The following is a 13,071-nucleotide window of genomic DNA, read 5'->3' on the forward strand; positions in this document are numbered from 1 at the left end:
AGATGTTTTGTCAAAAGCAGGTCTAGCCTAGGCCAGCATCGGTCGCGGCACAATCAAATTCTATTAATGAAGCCGATAGCATCAGCCATCCCGGGCCGCTTCTTCCCTGTCATCGGCTGCCGGTTCCGGCTATGCTGAAATTCGTCGCCAGGAGGGACAGCATGGACACCAATGCCGGCAGAAACATCGTCGCAATCGACGCCATTCCATTGCGAATTCCGTTTTCGGCAGGCGGGCGTCCCGATGCCGGACCATGGGGCGGGCGAGGGATGAAGGCGGTCGATGCGCTGATCGTCAAGGTGACGACCGAGCAGGGCCTGACCGGATGGGGAGAGAGCTTCGGCTTGACCGCCGTCCCGGCCGTGAAGGCGGCCATCGACCACCTCGTCGCACCGCTGTGCATCGGCCAGGATGCCGCGCTGATCGGCCAGCTGATGCATCGGCTGCAGGTGGCGTTCCATCTGTTCGGGCGCAGCGGACCCATCATGTTCGGCCTGTCGGCGGTCGATATTGCGTTGTGGGATATTGCCGGTAAGGCGGCGGGGCAACCGGTCCATCAGCTGCTCGGAGGCGCCGGGGCCGGCAGCTTGCCCTGTTATGCGAGCCTGATCCGCTACTCGGATCCCGAGCTGGTCAGGCAGAACGTCCGGCGCGCGCTGGATGAGGGCTACCGCCACATCAAGCTGCACGAAGTCCGCGTCGATTGCGTGCGGGCCGCACGCGAGGAAGCCGGAGAGGAAGTGAACATCGCGCTCGACGTGAATTGCCCATGGGATGTGCGCGAAGCACTGGACATGGCGGATCGGCTTCGCCACTACAAGCTTCACTGGCTGGAAGAACCGGTATGGCCGCCCGAAGACTACGATGGCCTGGCACGGGTGCGGAGAGAGGGCGGCATTCCGGTCGCCGCCGGCGAGAACGCATCGACCCTGATGGAGTTCCAACATTTGCTGCAGGCTCAAGCCGTCGATTTCGTTCAGCCGAGTCCGGCAAAAATGGGGGGCATCACCGAGTTGCGCAAGGTATTCGCCCTGGCCAGCGCCCACCATGCCACCGTCATGGTGCACACGTTTTATGATGGCCCGGGCCTGCTCGCCAGCGTCCATTCCAGCGCCGCGCTCGGCAACCGGCATGCACTGGTCGAGTGGCGCTACTTCGACCTGGAAGCGCAGTTGTACGGCGCCGCGGGCATCCCCGTGCAGGGCGCGCTGGCCGTCCCCCCGGGCCCGGGGCTCGGGCTCGAACCGGATGCGGATGTGATTCGCGATTACCGGGTCGCGATATAGCAGGGCGTTGCAGGCGGACTTAGCGATGTTCCGTCACGCCGACCTGCCGGCACATGTCCAGCACTGGGCAGGTCGAGCAGCGCGGCCGGTTCCCGGTGCAGATATGCTTCCCGAAAGGCACCAGCAAGCGGTTGATGTCGATCCAGAATTGCTCGGGCAGTAATGCTTCCAGCGCCAGCAGGGTTTTCTCGGGTGTCGACGCCTTCACATAGCCCCAGCGCCCGGTCACCCGGTGCACATGGATGTCGACGCTGATCACCGGGATGCCGCAGGCGACACCCAGCACCAGGTTGGCGCACTTGGGGCCGACACCGGCAAAGGACAGCAGCACCTCGCGTTCGCCGGGCAATACGCCGCCGAACGCCTCTTCCACCTGGCGCGCGATCACCAGGATCTGCTTGGCCTTGCGCTCATGGAAGGTGCTGGGATTGATCAAGCCGTCCAGCTCTTCCCAGGAGAATGCGGCGATGGCCGCCGGCGTGCGCGCTCGTGCGAACAGCGTGCGCGAGACCGGCAAGGTCACCTCGTCATAGGTGCGGATCGAGATGATGCAAGCCAGTAACTGCTCGAACACCGAGGTATAGCCTTCCTCGGCCAGCTGGAAGAGGGCGGCCTTCGGCCAGGGCTGCACGGCCTGCTCGATGCGCCCGAGCGCCACGCCGATATCGAATGGCTGCTTGTCCATGCGCCTGCCTCCGGTCATCGTGACGGTCCGCCGAGCATACCCAAGGCGGCGATGGCCTTCTGTCCCCGGCCGCACAGGACGAAAAAAAAGCCCGCATCGAGCGGGCTAGGGAAAACGGAAAGAAATTCAAGCCTTGCGACGGCGAGCGATGCCGGCGCCGGCCAGGCCGATACCGATCAGCACCAGGATGCCCGGCTCAGGCACATCGGCGCTCTTTTCGGTGTATGACAGGAAGACGCGGTCGCCGCTGTACATCGACACAATATCGTTGCCCGTCAAGTTGTACGACCAGCCCGAGGTGAGGGAGCCGTTGTAAACGTGGAAGGACAGCCCCTTCGACAGCTCGCCCTCGGCCTTGCCGAACTCCACCTGCACGCCATTGCGCAGGAAGATGTCGGCGCTGTACAGTTCGGTGATCTTGTTGGTGGTGAAGCCCCAGGACCCGTAACCCTCAGTACGGTAGAAATTCAGTCCATTCGACCAGTTATCCAGCTTGGCGCCGTTGTTGTCGGAGGTATGGTCGGCGTAGGTGATCTTGGTCACCGCAGCATAGCTGCCCGCGCCGAGAATGTCGTACTGGCCCGCGGCGCTTGCAAAACCCATCATCAGGTGCGTGCCTTGGCAGGCATCCAGCACGTTGGCGATCGCACTCGACGCATTGACCGCCGAACGGTGGCATTCCTTCCAGCCCCAGCCTGTAACGGTGGCGGCGCTAACGCCGGCTTGGATGCCAGTAGGAACGACGCCGGCCTGTGCCGTCATCGGCAGGGCAAGGCTAGCCAGCAGGGAGAGGGTGGTGACGAACTTGAAGTTGCTCATGGGAATCCCTAATTGTTATTGAGGTAATTGAGGATTCCATTTAGCAATTTGCATGCCAAACAAATAAGTAGTTGATTCTTATAAATACAGCATGCTAAGCGCCAGCAGAGTGTAAAGAAAGTCGACACCACGGGGGCCATCAACTGATCCCGCGCTCCAGGCCGCCCTGGCGGTCGAGCACGTACTGATCCAGGTCACGCGCCAGGAACAGGGGACCGTCATAGGCCGTGCGCGCCTCGGCCTCGATGGCCGACACCGACAGCGGGCCGTCGCCTTCCTGGTAGCGCGGACTGAAGTGGGTGAGCACGAGATTCCCGACCGCCGCCTGGGCCGCGAAGCGCGCCACCTTCAGCGCCGAGCTGTGCTGCGGTCCCGGCCCCACCTTGTCCAGGATCTCCTGGGTGTAGGTCGCCTCGTGTACGAGCACATCGGCCCCATGCGCCTGCGCGGCCAGCAGCTCGGGCGTGTCGTTGTCGCCGGCGATGACGACAGTGCGCGGCCGTCGCCCCGGCAGCAGGTAGTCTTCGGCGGCGAGCCGGCGGCCGTCCGCCAGCGCGACGTCGCGGCCCTGCTGGAGTTCGCCCCACAGCGGCGAAGCCGGAACGCCGTCCGCCTTCAGCCGTTCAAGGTCGAGCTTGCGTTCCACCCGCGCCTCGGTGAAGCCGTAGGCATAGGAGGGCAGGCGGTGCGACAGGGGCGCGGCGCTGACCCTGAACTCCGGCAGCACGGCGGCATCGGGCAGCTCTTCCGGAAGCAGGTAGGAGACCGGATAGGGCAGCCGCAGCTGGGTCGATTCCATGATGCATTCGAGCATGGGACGCAGGGGCGCCGGCCCCACCAGCACCAGCGGCTCGGTCCGGTTGAGCATGCCGGCGCTGGCCAGCAGCCCCGGCAAGCCGTAGCAATGGTCGCCATGCAAATGTGTGATGAACACCGCCTGCAGGTGCACCAGCGACAGCGGTGCGCGCAGCAGGCGGTGCTGGGTGCCTTCGGCGCAATCGACCAGTACCCATGGGCGCGCGCCGCGCATGCGCAGCGCCACCGCCGACATATTGCGCTGCCGGGTCGGCGTGCCCGAGGAAGTGCCGAGAAACAGGAGCTCCATAGCTAGTCTGCCCACTATGTCATGACGATCCATTATCCGGAAAAGATGGGCGTCCCGGCGCGAGCCCGCTCAGCAAAGCCGCCGCCCCGGTTCAGGCGGCGCCCTCGGGACCTTCCATCCACGCGTTGAGCTCGGAATAGCGGGCGGGACCCGCCGGCGGGGCGTCGAGCGTGCCCGTGGCCAGGAAGTGCTCGGTGACTCCCTTGACATAGCCGAACATGCCTTCGGCGATGGCCGAGCCGGCGCTCAGGCGGCGCACGCCCAGTTCGCGCAGCTGCGCGAGCGGGGGCAGGCCGGGGACGGCCATCACGTTCAGCGGCAGCGAGGTCCCGGCCACGATGGCGGCGATCTCGCCCGGGTCGCGCAGGCCGGGCACGAACAGGCCGCTGGCGCCGGCTTCCTGGTAGCGCGCGGCGCGTTCGAGCACGGCCGCCACCCGCCCGCCTTCGGGCGCCAGGCCGCGCAGGTAGACGTCGCAGCGCGCGTTGATGAACAGGCTCACGGCGCGCTTCTGGGCGGCGCGGCGGATGGCGGCGAGCTTCTCGCACATCAATTCGGGCGTGCCGGCGCCGTCCTCGATGTTGATCCCGACCACGCCCACCACCATCAGTTCGTCGGCCACGCGCGCCGCCTCGTCCGGGTCGTCGCTGTAGCCGTCTTCCATGTCGACCGTCAGCGGCAGGGGATTGGTGGCGGCGATGCGCGAGGCGGTTTCCACCAGCAGGTGCGGCGGCAGCTTGCCGCCGTCGGGGTAGCCGTGGGACCAGGCGAGGGCGGCGCTGCTGGTCGCCAGCGCCGGCGCGCCGGCCCGGGCGGCAATGCGGGCGCTCCCCGGGTCCCAGCAGTTCGCCAGCAACAGCAGGCCTTGTTCGTGCAGTTCGATAAATTGGCGATCCAGGCTGTCGGACATCGTGTTCTCCTTGTTGGTGTTCATTCCCTGCATGATGCCATGATTGCAAGGCCCTGATTGGAGGAGAGCGAACTCCCTGTTCCCGGCGCGGTCACAGAAAACGAGAAGGCCGCCATCGGGGCGGCCAGGCTCATGACTGACAACAGGAGGCATCATGAGAATCAAGCCAGGGTTCGCCGCTGCCGCGGCGTGGCTGTGCGCGGCCGGCGCGCAGGCAGGTGTGTGTGAACAGATGGGCTCGTCGTCGATACCGACGGTGGTGGTCAGTCCGCAGGATACCGGGCAGATGGAAGGAAGATTCGCCCTGTCCAACGGCCAGCGCGTCGAACTGCGCAGCATGAGCCAGGGGCTGGTCGCCGACTTCGGGCGCTCCAGGCCGGTGCGGCTGCAGGAAGTCGAGCGCAACGAATTCCGTTCTCTCGACGGCTCGGTGCGCCTGCGTTTCCTGCCCGACCCGGACAAGGATCGCATCGTGCTCAGCTATCCTGTCGACCGGAACGGCCGCTTCGTGAAGGTGTGCTGAGGTTCAGGCCCCGCCGGACGGTTCCCGGGGCGCAGGCGGGGCCTGGCGCAAGGTGGGCAGGTAGCGCCACATGTAGGTGCTGACGGCGATGCCGGTCGCCAGCAGCAGCGCCTGCAGCCCCAGGTGGTCGATGCGGCGCATCGCGCCGAGCAGGGACAGCCACAGCAGCGCCGTGGCGACGATCTTGGCCTTGCGCGGAATGCCGCGTCCTTCCTCGAAATTGCGCAGGTAGTCGCCGAACACGCGGTGCGACAGGAGCCAGCGGTGCAGGCGTTCCGAACCGCGCGCGAAGCAGGCCGAGGCCAGCAGCAGGAAGGGCGTGGTCGGCAGCAGCGGCAGGAAGATGCCCAGGATCCCGAGCGCCAGCGCCAGCACGCCGGCAATGTTGTAGAACAGTCGCATGCCTTACTCTAGCATTCGGCGCGCGCCGTGCGCGCGTTCGCACGCAGGGCGGACAGCGTTCATGCCGCCTCGACCGATCCGGCCAGTTCCTGGATGGCCGACAGCGGCATCGGCCGGCCCAGCAGGTAGCCCTGCGCGTAATCGCAGCCGGCGCGCTGCAGCCAGCCCAGCTGGGCGCGGTCTTCCACGCCCTCGGCCACCACGGTCAGGCCGAAGTCGTGGGCCAGGCCGATCACCGCGCCGGCCAGCATCTGGCCCGATTCCGGCAGCGGCCGCACGAAGCTGCGGTCGATCTTGAGCTGGTTGATCGGGAAGGATTGCAGGTAGGACAGCGAGGAATAGCCGGTGCCGAAATCGTCGATCGACAGCCGCACGCCCAGCGCGCGCACCGCGTGCATGAATTCGATCGCGGCGCTGCGGTCTTCCATCAGCATGCTTTCGGTCAGCTCCAGCTCCAGCCGCCCCGGCGGCAGGCCGGTGTGGGACAGGATCTGCTCGAGGTCGCGCACGAAATCCTTCTCGCGGAACTGGCGCGCCGAGACGTTCACCGCCACGTGCAGCGGCTCGCCGCAGCGCCGGCCCAGGTCGAGCGCATCGCGGCAGGCGCGCTCCAGCACCCAGCGGCCGATCTCGACGATCAGCCCGCATTCCTCGGCGATCGGGATGAACTCGTCCGGGCCGATGAAACCGTGCTCCGGATGCATCCAGCGCAGCAGCGCCTCCACCCCCACCAGGCGCTCGGTGGCGCAGTCGAACTGCGGCTGGTAGAACACCGCCAGGCCCTCGGTATCGAGGGCGCGGCGCAGCTCGCGCTCGAGCCGCGCGCGGCGCTGGGTGGCGTGCATCATGGCCGGCTGGAATTCGCCCACGCGGTTGCGCCCGCCGCCCTTGGCGTGGTACAGCGCGGCGTCGGCATTGCACATCAATTCGCTCGCGGTCGCAGCGTCGTGGGGGAAGACGCAGGTGCCGGCGCTGCCGGTCACGATCACTTCAAGGGCGTCCAGCTGGACCGGGCGGCGCAGCGCCTCCATCAGGGCCTCGGCGATCCCGCGCAGCTCGGCGCTGGAGGCCAGCGTGCGCGCGATCACGATGAATTCGTCGCCGCCGAAGCGGGCCACCAGGTCGCCGGGCCGGGCCGCCGCGCGCAGGCGCACGCCCACTTCGTGCAGCAGCTGGTCGCCGGCCGCATGGCCGGCGCTGTCGTTGACGACCTTGAAGTTGTCGAGGTCGATCAGGATCAGGCCGGCGCAGCCGCGCTTGTCCTCGGCCTGGGCCAGGGCCGCGTCCAGCGCTTCCTGGCCGCAGCGCCGGTTCGGCAGGCCGGTGACCGGGTCGGTATAGGCGAGATAGGCCAGCTTGGCCTCGGCGCGCGCCACGCGCATGCGGCTGCGGCGCGAGATCAATGCGCTGGCCAGCAGGGCGCCGGCCGAGGCCAGGCCGAACAGGGCGCCGTAGTTCTGCAGCGCGGTCGAGATGGCGCCGGTTTCGGCGCGCAGCAGCATCCGCCCCAGCGGCCGGCCGCGGTAGACAATCTCCTGCTGCAGCACCACCGGGCCGAACCAGGCGGGCGCCAGCTGGGCCAGGGTGCCGGGCGCGCTGGTGTTGCTTCGGAAGGCGGCGAATTCGCGTCCGCCCTGGTCGTAGACGACGGCGTCGACCAGGGCCGGGTCGGCCTTGAAGGCGTTCAGGATGTCGCCCGCCGCTTCGCGGTCGGCGAACATCAGCGGGGCCGAGATGTTCTCGGCCAGCACTCGGGCGTGGATCCCGACGTCGGCCTGCAGGCCGTGGCGCAGGGTGACGAACTGGTAGGCCAGCAGGGTGCCGCCGACCACGCTCAGGGCGGCGGCGGCCGCGAGCAGCTGGCCGGCGCCGAGCATGCGCGCCATGCGCGGCAAACGGGTGGCGCCGGGATTCATAAGACGTTCCTCGCAAGTCGCAGCAGTTTCGAGCTCACGCGCAGGCCGCTGCGCGTGGCTTCGCGGGTGTCGACGTCGAAGCGCAGCTGCTCGTCGTCGTCGATCAGGGTGATCGTGGCCGCCGTCCCGGCATGGGCGCCGGCGGCGGCGCCGTCGCGCACCGTCAGCACACCCGGCGCCGGGAAGGCCTCGGCGGCGCGGCCCAGCACCAGCATGTCGCAGCCGGCCGCGCCCGGGCGCGCGGCCGCGTCCAGCACCTGCCAGGCGCGCCCGCTCACGGGCTTGCCGTTATAGGCCTGCAGCGCCGGCCACAGCACACTGGCGCGGTCGGCGCACACGCATAGCGGGGCGCGGGCCCGGCCCTCGGGCCAGGTGGTGAACTGGGCGAAGTTGTAGATGTAGGCGGCCTTCATGTCGACGTCGCGCACCTGGGCCGGCGCCAGGCAGGGGATGGCCAGCAGGAGGCCTGCCGCCATCAGTGCCAAGCCTGCCGCGCCGCGCCGCATCTCAGAACCCGAACGCCAGCTTGGCGTGGTAGGTGCGGCCCTGGCGCTGCAGCGTGTCCTGGACGAAGGCCGGGCCGGCCGGGTCGGCGTAGCGGCGGTCGAACAGGTTGTAGGCGCTCAGCGACAGGTCGGCGCCGGGCAGCAGGCGCGTGCTCGACAGGGTCAGGTTGGCCACGCAGTAGCCGCCCGCCCGCCCGCGCTCGGCCAGGCGCGCGGACTGGCACTGGAATTCGCCGCCCAGGCGCGCCTGGTTGTGCAGGAGCGGCAGCACGCCGTTGAGCTTGAGCAGGTGGCGCGGCGAGGCGCGCAGCGGCTGGCCGGCGCCGTCGACGGCGCGCTGCCAGGTATAGCTGGCGCGCAGGCGCGCCGTGCTGGCGCTGACCTGCTCGGCCGAGGCTTCCAGGCCATGCGCCTCGGCGCGCTCCATGTTGCGGAAGATGAGCAGGCCGCTGGCCTGGTCCTGCTGCTGCGAGATCAGGTCGCGCATGCGGTAGGTGAACAGCGACAGGCGCGCGTGGCCGCCGGCGCCGAAGGCGTGCTCGAACACGGTCTCCAGGGTGCGGATGCGCTCCGGCGCCAGGTCCGGATTGGGCAGCTGGCCGCCTTCGTCTTCCACGTGGTAGTACATCTCGTAGGCGTTCGGCACCCGGAAGGCGGTGCCGTAGATCAGCTTTGCGGTGCTGCCGGGCGCCACCCGGTAGAGCAGGGCCAGGCGCGGACTGGTGCTGCGCGCGCCGGTGCTGTGGCGGTCGTGGCGCAGGCTGGCGTTGACCAGCACGCGCTCGCCCAGGCGCAGCTCGTCCTCGACGAACACGCCGCGCTTGTCGGCCGAGCGGCGCTCGTCCAGCAGCAGGGCGTAGGGCCTTGTGTTGTAGTTGAACAGGTCGCGCCGCGCATCGTGCTCCAGGTCGATCCCGGCCAGGATCTTGTGGCCGGGGATGCGGGTGAGCGTGGCGTGCAGGTTCAGGCCGGACCAGCGCGCGTGGTCGCCGTCGACGTTGTCCTGTGGGCCGGCATAGTAATAGTGGCCGAGATAGTCGGCCTTGCCCCACAGCGCCTGGGCGGACAGCGCCAGGCCGGGCGCCAGCGTGCGCGCATAGGCCAGCTGGGCCACGCTGTGCGCATCCATGGTGCGGTTGGGAGCGCCGAACAGGGTGCCGTAGGACGCGGTGGGCGTGCCCTTGCGGCGGTGGACGTGGTTGGCGGAGAGCGTGAAGCCGCCATAGCTGGCCTTGAACAGGAACTGGCGCGCCTGTTCGCCGTCGCCTGCGCGCACCACGCCGTGTCCCTGCTCGGGCGTATCGAATTCCGGGTAGTACAGGGTCTCGCCCTGGCGCGTCAGGACGCTGGCCGAAAGCAGGATGTCGGCGCCCTGCTGGCCGTGCCAGCCGTAGCTGGTGCGCAGGCGCCGTTCGCCGTGGCTGCCGGCCGCCAGCGCCATGCGCGGCCCGGCAAGCGCATTGCCGTCGCGGGTGACCACGTTGATCACGCCGAACAGCGCGCTCGACCCGGCCATGGCCGAACCGGCGCCGGGGATGAACTCGATGCGCTGCACCATGTCCATGTCCACCAGACCTTCGTTGCCCAGCATGGCCTGGTCGTAGACGGCGTCGTTGGTGCGTACGCCGTCGATCATCAGCACGAAGCGGCTGTTGTAGTCGCCCGGACGCAGGAAGCCGCGCGCGCCCAGGTAGCTGTAGCTGCGGTCGTCCGTGGTATACAGGCCGGGCAGGGAGGCCAGGGCATCGGCCAGGGTGCGCCAGCCGTGGGCGCGGATGTCGTTGGAGCTCAGGACGCTGGCGGCCGCGGGCGCTTCGCTGATGAGCTGCTCGAATTTCGAGGCGGCCTGGACCACTTTCATGCCCATCAGCGCCTCGAGCGGGACTTCGGCCAGCGCCGGCGGGTCCGTAGCAGCGGCAGCCGCAGCCGGAACCGTTTCCAGCACGCCCGCCAGCAGGAGGACGGCGGCGGCCGGCACAGGTACTGCCGAGAAGCGAAGGGGACGGACAAGTGAGCGCATACCACGTCAGCGGCCCGGCTGCGGCGCGCTGCCCGATTTGGTTAGAATTGGTGATATTTCCTTTTGTCAGCAGATGATAACAGAGGGAAATAAAATGGCATCGTGTTTACCGCTTTTGTCAATATAAAACAACAAGGCGGCGGCCTCGGTCGTGCGTCCTGGGTGCGGCAGGGATTACGCGCCGGCTTCGGCCTCGGCCGTCCCGCGCAGCGCCGGCGCCACGTGGCGTGGCAGGTAGATGGTGACGGTGGTGCCCTGGCCCGGCGTGCTCGCCAGGCGGATATGGCCGCCGCTCTGGCGCACGAAGCCGTGCGCCATCGACAGGCCCAGGCCGGTGCCCTTGCCCTCGGGCTTGGTGGTGAAGAAGGGTTCGAAGGCGCGCTCCATGACTTCGCGCGGCATGCCCTGGCCGGTGTCGCTGACCTCCACCCGTACGTAGTCGCCCGGTGTCAATTCCGGATCGGCCTGGGCCGCCTCGGCGTCGACCGTCACGTTGGCCAGGCGCAGGGCGATGGTGCCGGCGCCGTCCATGGCGTCGCGCGCGTTGATCACCAGGTTGAGCAGCACGTTCTCGAGCTGGTTGGGGTCGACCAGGGTCGGCCACAATTCCGGCGGCGCGCTGCGCTCGACCGTGATGCTGTCGCCGGCCGCGCGCAGCAGCAGGCTGTCGACGCGTTCCAGCAGCTGCGACACGTCGACCACGGTCGGATGCAGCGGCTGGCGCCGCGCGAAGGCCAGCAGCTGGCCGGCCAGCTTGGCGCCGCGGTCGACCGCGTCGAGGATGCTGTGCAGGCGCTTCTTGTTCATCGGCCCTTCGGCGCGCAGCATCAGCTGCACGTTGGCGCTGATGATGTGCAGGATGTTGTTGAAGTCGTGGGCCACGCCGCCGGTGAGCTTGCCGACCGCCTCCAGCTTCTGGGCCCGCGCCAGGCCTTCGCGCGCTTCGTCCAGGCGCTGCTGGCGCTGCTGCTCGCGCGCCTCGGCTTCGCGCCGCGGCGTGATGTCGCGCACGAAGACGCTGGCCCCGGCCGCGCCGCCGTCCGGCGGCAGGGCCACCGCCAGTTCGGCCGGCACCCGGCGCCCGCTGGCGTGCAGCACCTCGGTCTCGACCGGCGGTCCCAGCAGCGCGCAGGGGCCGCCGCGCCGGAAGCCTTCGAAGCCGGCGCGGAAGGCAGCGCGGCGCGGCTCGGGCAGCAGGGTCTCGACCGGGCGCCCGATGGCGTCGGCGGCGGCCAGGCCGAAGATGCGCGTGGCCTGGGCGTTCCAGTCGGTGATGCGGCCGGCCTCGTCGATGGCCACGAAGCCGTCGTAGGCGTTTTCCAGGATCACGCGGATGCGCTGCTGCTCGGCCGCGATGCGGTCGTGCGATTCGCGCAGCTCGTGGGTCATGCCCTCGGCCAGCTGCAGGGCGCGGCGGCGTTCGGTGGCCAGCAGCCAGACCACCAGGGCCAGCAGGAAGCCCAGGCCGGTGCCGGTCAGCGCGATCAGGAGCGGGCGCGTGGTGTCCAGGGTCGCCAGCAGCGAGGCGTCGGGACGCATCGCCACCAGCCAGGTACGCCCGCCCATGGCCAGGCGCTGGGTGCGCTCGAAGGGCGCCGGCCCGCTGCGCGTGGAAGGCGACTGGTAGAGCAGGGCGTCCGGCACGGCCTGCTCCCCGTCGTAGATCGCGATCTCGAGCTGGGGCACGGCGATGCCGCTCACTCCGCGCATCAGGTCGTTCATGCGGAAGGGCGCGTACACCCAGCCGGCGATGGCGGCGCGGCGCTGTTCGACGGTGGCCACCGGCATGCCTTTACGGTAGACCGGCAGGTACATCAGGACCCCGGCCTGGCTGCCGCCCGCGCCTTCCTGCACCAGCACCACCTTGCCGCTGAGGGCGGCCTGGCCGCTGTCGCGGGCGGCGATCATGGCCGCGCGCCGCACCGGCTCGCTGAACATGTCGTAGCCGAAGGCGCGCAGGTTGCGGCCCGAGAAGGGTTCGATGTGGGCGATCGCGGTATAGGTGTCGCGCGGCGTTTCCGGGCTCACGGCGTAGTGCGGAAAGCCTTCGGCGCGCACGCCGCGCTCGTGCACCGCCAAGCCGCCGGGCGGGATGGCGGTGGCGATCCCGATCGCTTCCAGGCCGGGGAAGTACTGGTCCAGACGCAGCGTGCGGTAGTACTCGGCGAAGTCGGCGCGGCTGAGCGCGACCGAGCCGCGCAGGTAGCCGCGCGCGCCGCGCAGCACCTGTTCGTAGACCGCCATGCGGCGCTCGATGCTGTAGCCCATGTCGCGGGTGCGGTAGTCGAAGGTCTCGCGCAGCTGTTCCCAGGCGCTGCGGCGCGCGCTCTCCCAGGCGCTGTAGGTCGCGAACAGCGTCACCAGGAACACGATCATCGCCAGCAGCAGGGGCGCATGGCCGGAGCCCGGCAGGGGAAGCCGGGAGGCGGGGCTGGCTGTGGGATCGGCTTGGGGCATCAGGCTGGCGGCATCGATAAGCGCACGCGGGCGGGCCGTGGCGGAAGAGTTAGTCGGAAACGCGCGGATTTGGTTAGCATACGCAAGCTCGTACCGACGGGGCGCACGCAAGTTTCGTGTTTAACAATGAAGTATTATGACAGCATGTTTACGCAATGCAACTTTTTGAGATGAAACGATGCGCGCTGCAGGGCGCGCCGGCGCAGGCGCGCGCATGATGGCGGCCCTGCCTCCCGCGCTGCGGCGCCACTGGCCGCTGGCCGGCCTGGCGGCCGGGCTTGTGCTCGGCCTGCTGTGGGGCGCGCTGGCCCCGCTCGGCGGCGGCAGCCACGAGCTGCTGCTCGAAGTGCCGCGCGGCGCCGGGGGGGGGGGGGCCGCCCCGGCCCGGGGGCCCGGGGGGGGGGGGGGGGCGGGGGGGGGGGGCCGCCCCCCCCGCCCCCCC

11 protein-coding genes and 1 pseudogene are annotated in these 13,071 nt (G+C 69.1%); 3 read left to right on the forward strand and 9 right to left on the reverse strand.

Annotated elements, in window-relative coordinates; genetic code table 11:
* Window positions 1-161 precede the first annotated feature (161 nt).
* Window positions 162-1,286, forward strand: a complete 1,125-nt coding sequence (locus tag KBW95_RS11335; protein WP_211528290.1) for a mandelate racemase/muconate lactonizing enzyme family protein — start codon at window positions 162-164, stop codon at window positions 1,284-1,286.
* Window positions 1,287-1,305: 19 nt separating this feature from the next.
* On the opposite strand, the gene nth is transcribed toward KBW95_RS11335, so the two are convergent.
* From nth to KBW95_RS11355, 4 genes are all read right to left on the reverse strand, one after another.
* Entirely contained in the window at window positions 1,306-1,971 is a 666-nt protein-coding gene (gene nth, locus KBW95_RS11340) for an endonuclease III (protein ID WP_211524597.1), read from the reverse strand.
* A 126-nt stretch (window positions 1,972-2,097) separates the two neighbouring features.
* Window positions 2,098-2,790, reverse strand: coding sequence for a PEP-CTERM sorting domain-containing protein (locus tag KBW95_RS11345; RefSeq protein ID WP_211524598.1), 693 nt, complete (start codon window positions 2,788-2,790; stop codon window positions 2,098-2,100).
* A 139-nt stretch (window positions 2,791-2,929) separates the two neighbouring features.
* The gene (locus KBW95_RS11350) at window positions 2,930-3,895 is read right to left on the reverse strand and encodes an MBL fold metallo-hydrolase (protein WP_211528291.1); all 966 of its coding nucleotides are present in this window, start codon (window positions 3,893-3,895) and stop codon (window positions 2,930-2,932) included.
* 91 nt (window positions 3,896-3,986) lie between these two features.
* Window positions 3,987-4,805, reverse strand: coding sequence for an isocitrate lyase/phosphoenolpyruvate mutase family protein (locus KBW95_RS11355; RefSeq protein WP_211528292.1), 819 nt, complete (start codon window positions 4,803-4,805; stop codon window positions 3,987-3,989).
* Between the two features lie 154 nt (window positions 4,806-4,959).
* Here KBW95_RS11355 and KBW95_RS11360 point away from each other — a divergent pair, with 154 nt between their 5' ends.
* Window positions 4,960-5,328, forward strand: coding sequence for a hypothetical protein (locus tag KBW95_RS11360; protein ID WP_211524601.1), 369 nt, complete (start codon window positions 4,960-4,962; stop codon window positions 5,326-5,328).
* Between the two features lie 3 nt (window positions 5,329-5,331).
* Here the strand turns inward: KBW95_RS11360 and KBW95_RS11365 are convergent, their stop codons facing one another.
* The 5 genes from KBW95_RS11365 to KBW95_RS11385 form a co-directional block, all read right to left on the reverse strand.
* Entirely contained in the window at window positions 5,332-5,730 is a 399-nt protein-coding gene (locus KBW95_RS11365; RefSeq protein ID WP_211524602.1) for a YbaN family protein, read from the reverse strand.
* A gap of 59 nt (window positions 5,731-5,789) precedes the next feature.
* Window positions 5,790-7,646, reverse strand: coding sequence for a bifunctional diguanylate cyclase/phosphodiesterase (locus tag KBW95_RS11370; protein ID WP_211524603.1), 1,857 nt, complete (start codon window positions 7,644-7,646; stop codon window positions 5,790-5,792).
* Window positions 7,643-8,122 carry a YfiR family protein gene (locus KBW95_RS11375; RefSeq protein ID WP_211524604.1) on the reverse strand — a complete coding sequence of 160 codons (480 nt, stop codon included), beginning with the start codon at window positions 8,120-8,122 and terminating at the stop codon, window positions 7,643-7,645. Before KBW95_RS11375 ends, KBW95_RS11370 begins: the two co-directional genes overlap by 4 nt.
* A gap of 31 nt (window positions 8,123-8,153) precedes the next feature.
* Window positions 8,154-10,172 (reverse strand): TonB-dependent siderophore receptor, encoded by a 2,019-nt coding sequence (locus tag KBW95_RS11380; RefSeq protein ID WP_229429688.1) that lies wholly within the window; start codon window positions 10,170-10,172, stop codon window positions 8,154-8,156.
* Window positions 10,173-10,346: 174 nt separating this feature from the next.
* The gene (locus KBW95_RS11385) at window positions 10,347-12,629 is read right to left on the reverse strand and encodes a CHASE domain-containing protein (RefSeq protein ID WP_211528293.1); all 2,283 of its coding nucleotides are present in this window, start codon (window positions 12,627-12,629) and stop codon (window positions 10,347-10,349) included.
* 178 nt (window positions 12,630-12,807) lie between these two features.
* On the opposite strand from KBW95_RS11385, the pseudogene KBW95_RS11390 reads away from it, so the two are divergent.
* Window positions 12,808-13,071 (forward strand): annotated as a pseudogene (locus KBW95_RS11390) (hypothetical protein); the annotation flags it as partial.

Source organism: Massilia sp. ZL223, from assembly GCF_018119395.1.
Taxonomy (GTDB): domain Bacteria; phylum Pseudomonadota; class Gammaproteobacteria; order Burkholderiales; family Burkholderiaceae_D; genus Telluria.

Excerpts from the sequence above, each read along its gene's own strand:
- KBW95_RS11335 (WP_211528290.1), top strand. The coding sequence starts at position 162 with ATGGACACCAATGCCGGCAGAAACATCGTCGCAATCGACGCCATTCCA.
- nth (WP_211524597.1), bottom strand. The coding sequence starts at position 1,971 with ATGGACAAGCAGCCATTCGATATCGGCGTGGCGCTCGGGCGCATCGAG.
- KBW95_RS11345 (WP_211524598.1), bottom strand. The coding sequence starts at position 2,790 with ATGAGCAACTTCAAGTTCGTCACCACCCTCTCCCTGCTGGCTAGCCTT.
- KBW95_RS11350 (WP_211528291.1), bottom strand. The coding sequence starts at position 3,895 with ATGGAGCTCCTGTTTCTCGGCACTTCCTCGGGCACGCCGACCCGGCAG.
- KBW95_RS11355 (WP_211528292.1), bottom strand. The coding sequence starts at position 4,805 with ATGTCCGACAGCCTGGATCGCCAATTTATCGAACTGCACGAACAAGGC.
- KBW95_RS11360 (WP_211524601.1), top strand. The coding sequence starts at position 4,960 with ATGAGAATCAAGCCAGGGTTCGCCGCTGCCGCGGCGTGGCTGTGCGCG.
- KBW95_RS11365 (WP_211524602.1), bottom strand. The coding sequence starts at position 5,730 with ATGCGACTGTTCTACAACATTGCCGGCGTGCTGGCGCTGGCGCTCGGG.
- KBW95_RS11370 (WP_211524603.1), bottom strand. The coding sequence starts at position 7,646 with ATGAATCCCGGCGCCACCCGTTTGCCGCGCATGGCGCGCATGCTCGGC.
- KBW95_RS11375 (WP_211524604.1), bottom strand. The coding sequence starts at position 8,122 with ATGGCGGCAGGCCTCCTGCTGGCCATCCCCTGCCTGGCGCCGGCCCAG.
- KBW95_RS11380 (WP_229429688.1), bottom strand. The coding sequence starts at position 10,172 with ATGCGCTCACTTGTCCGTCCCCTTCGCTTCTCGGCAGTACCTGTGCCG.
- KBW95_RS11385 (WP_211528293.1), bottom strand. The coding sequence starts at position 12,629 with ATGCCCCAAGCCGATCCCACAGCCAGCCCCGCCTCCCGGCTTCCCCTG.